Genomic DNA, 5,256 nt, shown 5'->3' with positions numbered 1-5,256 from the left:
GCGCCGGCATCGGCGAGGCCGTTGCCACCGCCTCGCGCCCCCGCCACCATGGCGCCGGCACCGAGCAGCATGGCGATGATCGATTGGGTCTGCGCGCGCGCCAGTTGCTCACGCAGCTTGGCGAGATGGCCGCCGGCCAGGTGGCCGGTTTCGTGCGCCAGCACGCCAATCAGCTGATTGGGCGTCTCCGACTGCATGATCGCGCCGTAATTGACGAAGATCCGGTGCCCATCGGCGACGAATGCGTTGAACGAGGCGTCGTTGATGATGGTGACCTGGATGTTCTGCTTTTCCAGTCCGGCAACGCGCAGGACCGGGCGGGTATAGTCGCGCAGCAGCTGCTCGGTCTCGGTGTCGCGCAGAATCGGCGGCCCCTTGTTCTGTTGCGCCATCGCTGGCGCGACCGGCGCCAGCGCGAGCGCTGCGGCGGCGGCCAAGGCGGTCAGGGCAGATGTTTTCTTGTGGAGCGTGGTGCGGAGCAACATGGGATGGTCTTTGGCGAATGGCCTCAAGCTGTGGTGTTTCCCGATTGGCGGCGGACCGGATACGGGCTATGCCCTCAGAAACCTGGAATGCGGCCGGTCTGGGGCATTCCAGGGGCCTCATCCGACCATTGGTGGATAGCAGATATCGATGCTCGACGCGACAGTTGGACACCGTGCCGGAAACCTGCTTGCGGCATCCGGCCGCAGCGATGTGCCGCCATTCATGGTGATGGACGTGATGGCGGCCGCCGAGCGCATCGAAGCGGCCGGCGGCCATGTCATTCACATGGAAGTCGGCCAGCCGGCAGCTGCCGCGCCGAAAGCGGCGATCGCAGCCGCCCGAGCGGCGCTCGAGGGCGGCCGGATCGACTACACGTCTGCGCTCGGCATTCCCTCGTTGCGCGCCCGCATCGCCCGCCACTACCGCGATGCCTACGGCTTTACCCTCGACGCCGGACGAATCATGGTGACCACGGGGTCTTCGGGCGCTTTTATCCTGGCGTTTCTGGCGATGTTCGAGCCGGGCGATCGCGTCGCGGTCACCGTGCCCGGCTATCCACCCTATCGTCACATCCTGACGGCACTGGGCTGCGAGCCGGTCCTGATCGAGACATCGAGCGAAAACCGCCACGCGCTGACCGGCGAAGCCCTGCTTGCCGCGCACCGGCGGGCCCCCTTGAGGGGAGTGCTGGTCGGCAGTCCGGCCAATCCCACGGGAACCATGATGTCCAGGCAGGCGCTGAGCGACCTGATGACGGCCGCGCAGGACGCCGGCATCCGCTTCATTTCCGACGAGATCTACCATGGTCTGGACTACGCCTTTCCGGCGGCGACGGCGGCGGAGCTTTCGCCACACGCACTCGTGATCAACTCGTTCTCGAAGTATTTCTGCATGACCGGCTGGCGCGTCGGCTGGATGGTGGTGCCGGAGCCCCTGGTTCGGCCGATCGAACGGCTGCAGCAGAACCTCGCCATTTCGGTACCGACCCTGTCGCAGATCGCCGCCGAAGCCGCCTTCGCCGGCGCGGCCGAGATGGAGGCGATCAAGGCCGGTTATCTGGAGAATCGCCGCATCCTGATCGAAGGCCTGCCGCGGGCCGGGCTCGCCAGGTTCCTGCCCGCCGACGGCGCGTTCTATCTCTATGCCGATGTGTCCGATTTCACGTCCGACAGTTTCGAATTCGCCAAGACGATGCTGGAGCAGGCGCATGTCGCCGCCACCCCGGGCGTCGACTTCGATCCCATTCACGGCCGTGATTTCATCCGCTTCTGCTACGCGCGGTCGGCCGAGGATATGCGCGAGGCGGTAGCGCGGATTGCGCGCTGGCTGGGCTAGCGACGCCGCCCCGATTGATCTGAGCCAGGTCTGCGGTGCGCAGGCACGACGATGTGTGGAGAGTTAAAGTCCTGTGGAGAATAAAGTGACGACAGACGTGATGGGAGTTGGAATTCCTGCGGCGGCAAAGCCCTGGTACAAGATCCTCTATCTTCAGGTGCTGATCGCGATCCTGCTCGGCGTGGTGGTCGGATGGCTGTCGCCCACGATCGCCACCAACGACTGGATCAAGGCGCTCGGCGACGGCTTCATCAAGCTGATCCGGATGGTGATCGCTCCGATCATCTTCTGCACGGTCGTCTCGGGCATCGCCCACATCGAGAATGCGAAGAAGGTCGGCCGGGTCGGCATCAAGGCGCTGGTCTATTTCGAGATCGTTTCGACCTTTGCGCTCGTCATCGGCCTCATCATGGCCAATCTGGTCCAGGTCGGCCATGGCCTCGCGGCCAAGCCCGATGCCGGGGCGGTTGCCAGCTACGTGAAGCAGGCGCAGGCCGAGAGATCGGTCGACTTCGTGCTCAACATCATCCCCGACAGCGTGGTCGGTGCGCTGGCGCGCGGCGACATCCTGCAGGTTCTGTTGTTCGCCGTGCTGTTCGGCTTCGCGCTGATGGCGATGGGCGAGCGCGCCAGCCGGCTGCGCGGCATCATCGACGACACCGCGCAGGCGGTGTTCGGCGTGATCGGAATCGTCATGAAGGCCGCGCCACTCGGCGCGTTCGGCGCGATGGCCTACACCATCGGCAAATACGGGCCGGCAGCGCTCGGCAATCTCGTCGGATTGATCGCGCTGTTCTATGCGACCGCGGGGCTGTTCGTGGTCATCGTGCTCGGCCTGATCTCGCGGTTCGTCGGCTTCAGCATTTTCAAGTTCATTGCCTACATCAAGGACGAGGTGCTGGTGGTGCTCGGCACCAGTTCCTCGGAAAGCGCGCTGCCGCAACTGATGGAAAAGCTCGAACGACTGGGCTGCTCCAAGCCGGTGGTGGGACTCGTGGTGCCGACCGGCTACTCCTTCAATCTGGACGGCACCAATATCTACATGACCCTGGCCACGCTGTTCATCGCGCAGGCGCTCGGCGTCGATCTCAGCTTGCGACAGGAGTTGACCATCCTGGTCGTGGCGATGCTGACCTCGAAGGGCGCGAGCGGCGTGACGGGAGCGGGGTTCATCACGCTGGCCGCGACGCTCAGCGTGGTCGATCCGGCGCTGGTGCCGGGAATGGCGATCGTGTTTTCGATCGACAAGTTCATGAGCGAGGTGCGTGCGCTCACCAACATCATCGGCAACGGCGTAGCGACCGTGTTCGTGTCGTGGTGGGAGGGGGAACTCGACCACGGCAAACTGCATGCACGATTGAACCAGCAGATCGATCCGAGCGATGTCAAGACGGCGGTCACCACAGGGTAGCCGAGCATGATCCGGAGAGCCTGGCCCGCGCTTGGATTGCGGGATGCCGGGTTTTGCTCACAATGAACCCAAAGCGTTTGCGCGGAGATCATGTGCGATCGAGCGCGCAAACCTCCCTGATGCGCCGGCACGCGTTCCGATCAGCGTGGCTGGATGATGCGGAAGGCTTCATCGAGCAGATGCGGCGTGTGCTTTCCGGGCGAGAATCTGCATGCGCGATCGAAATAATCCTGCAGCGCGGGCCGGAACGAGGGGTGCGCGCAGTTGCCGATGATGACTCTCGCCCGTTGTTTCGGAGACAGGCCGCGCAGATCGGCAAGGCCGCATTCGGTGACCATGATCTGCACGTCGTGCTCGGTGTGATCGACATGGGTCACCATCGGAACGATGGCTGAGATCGTGCCGCCCTTCGCGGTCGCGGGCGTCATGAAGATCGAGAGATAGGCGTTGCGGGCGAAGTCGCCGGAGCCGCCGATCCCGTTCATGATGCTGGTGCCGCGGATGTGGGTCGAGTTCACGTTGCCGTAGATGTCGGCCTCGATCATCCCGTTCATGGCGATCACGCCGAGCCGCCTGATCACTTCCGGATGGTTGGAGATTTCCTGCGTGCGCAGCACGATGCGGTCCTTGAGCGTGGCGAGCTCGCGGCCGAACAGCTTGGCAGCCTCGGCACTGAGCGACAAGGCGGTGGCGGAAGCCAGCACCATGCGACCGGACCTGATCAGGTTCAACATGCCGTCCTGCAGCACTTCCGTATAGGCCGTGAGCCGGTTGAACGGACCCTCTTCAAGTCCCGCCATCACCGCATTGGCGACGTTGCCGACCCCGGACTGGATCGGCAGCAATTCTGGCGGCAGCCGGCCGCGCCGGACCTCGTGGCCGAGGAACTCCAGGATGTGCCCCGCGATCGCTTCGGAGGTGGCATCCGGCGGATTGAAAACCGTATCGCGGTCCGGCGCGTCGGTCTCGATGATCGCAACGACCTTGTTGGGATCGCAGTGAAATGTGGTCTCGCCGATCCGGTCTCCCGGTGCGAGAATCGGAACGGGCTTTCGGTGCGGCGGCAGGCGCGTGCCATAGTAGATGTCGTGCATGCCCTGCATCGCAGGGTCCATCCACGAGTTCACTTCGAGAATGATCCGGTCGGCCTGGTCGAGCCAGGTCTTGTTGTTGCCGATGGAGGTCGATGGCACCAGGCGACCGTCGGGCAGGATCGCGGCGACCTCGATCACGGCGACGTCGAGATGGCCGAGAAAGCCGAACCACGCGAACTGCGCGACATGGCTGAGATGGATATCGATATATTCCATCGTCCCTGCGTTGATGCGCTGACGCGTGATCGGGTCGGACTGGTAGGGCAGGCGCAATTCGATGCCGTTGACCTGGGCCAGTGCGCCATCGAGTTCCGGCGCGGTCGATGCCCCGGTCCAGACGCCGATTCGAAGCGGCTCCCCGCAGACATGCGCCTGCTCGATTCGGCGCGCCAAGGCCTGCGGAAGGGCTTTTGGATATCCGGATCCGGTAAACCCGCTCATGCCCACATTGGCGCCATGCGGGACGAGTGCGGCAGCCTCCTCCGCCGACATGATCCTGGAGCGAAGCGTGGATGACATCACCCGCGAATGGTCAATCGTCATGAATTACTCTGCAAATCTATGTTCATTTCTTCGGCGTTTAAGGCCGGAGATGACGATGGCATTTGACCGATATCAAAGTCAGTCGCCGGCGGGCGATGCGATGCAAGTCGGAGCCAGGCTGCTGGCGTCGAGAAGCCCGGCGATGCGGCCACCGTCGCCGTCGATGTTTTATTCCGGCGCCCGGATAGACGAGGCCCGGTCGCCGTTTATGGCGACTTCGCACGACTGCTGGATCGGTTGGCATTCCGCATCTGCGCACGCGACGTCGGCAAATGCCGGGCGGCGGACGGGCTTGCCGGCGGGCGCCTGCCGCCCGGGTCTACCAGGGGTTTACCGGGCGGTCCTCGTTGTCAGCGGCAGGACCTCATTCGCCGCCACCACCGAAGC

Annotated in this window: 5 protein-coding genes; 3 read left to right on the top strand and 2 right to left on the bottom strand. The window is 64.1% G+C overall.

The window, feature by feature from the left end; genetic code table 11:
* Positions 1–485 (bottom strand): M48 family metallopeptidase (locus tag WCB02_RS37125; protein ID WP_423966803.1); only part of this gene is annotated, 485 nt, incomplete at its 3' end.
* 148 nt (positions 486–633) lie between these two features.
* On the opposite strand from WCB02_RS37125, the gene WCB02_RS37120 reads away from it, so the two are divergent.
* Both WCB02_RS37120 and dctA read left to right on the top strand, forming a co-directional pair.
* A complete protein-coding gene (locus tag WCB02_RS37120; protein WP_423966800.1) occupies positions 634–1,821 on the top strand; it encodes a pyridoxal phosphate-dependent aminotransferase in 1,188 nt (395 codons plus the stop codon).
* 100 nt (positions 1,822–1,921) lie between these two features.
* Positions 1,922–3,232, top strand: a complete 1,311-nt coding sequence (dctA, locus tag WCB02_RS37115; protein ID WP_423966807.1) for a C4-dicarboxylate transporter DctA — start codon at positions 1,922–1,924, stop codon at positions 3,230–3,232.
* 140 nt (positions 3,233–3,372) lie between these two features.
* Here the strand turns inward: dctA and WCB02_RS37110 are convergent, their stop codons facing one another.
* The gene (locus WCB02_RS37110; RefSeq protein WP_423966805.1) at positions 3,373–4,863 is read right to left on the bottom strand and encodes an acetyl-CoA hydrolase/transferase family protein; all 1,491 of its coding nucleotides are present in this window, start codon (positions 4,861–4,863) and stop codon (positions 3,373–3,375) included.
* On the opposite strand from WCB02_RS37110, the gene WCB02_RS37105 reads away from it, so the two are divergent.
* Positions 4,835–5,256 (top strand): hypothetical protein (locus tag WCB02_RS37105; RefSeq protein WP_423966798.1); only part of this gene is annotated, 422 nt, incomplete at its 3' end. The two genes, WCB02_RS37110 and WCB02_RS37105, sit on opposite strands and share 29 nt — an antisense overlap.

It is taken from the genome of Bradyrhizobium sp. (assembly GCF_049581145.1).
Classification (GTDB): domain Bacteria; phylum Pseudomonadota; class Alphaproteobacteria; order Rhizobiales; family Xanthobacteraceae; genus Bradyrhizobium.
This window is presented reverse-complemented; position numbering and strand designations above follow the sequence as displayed.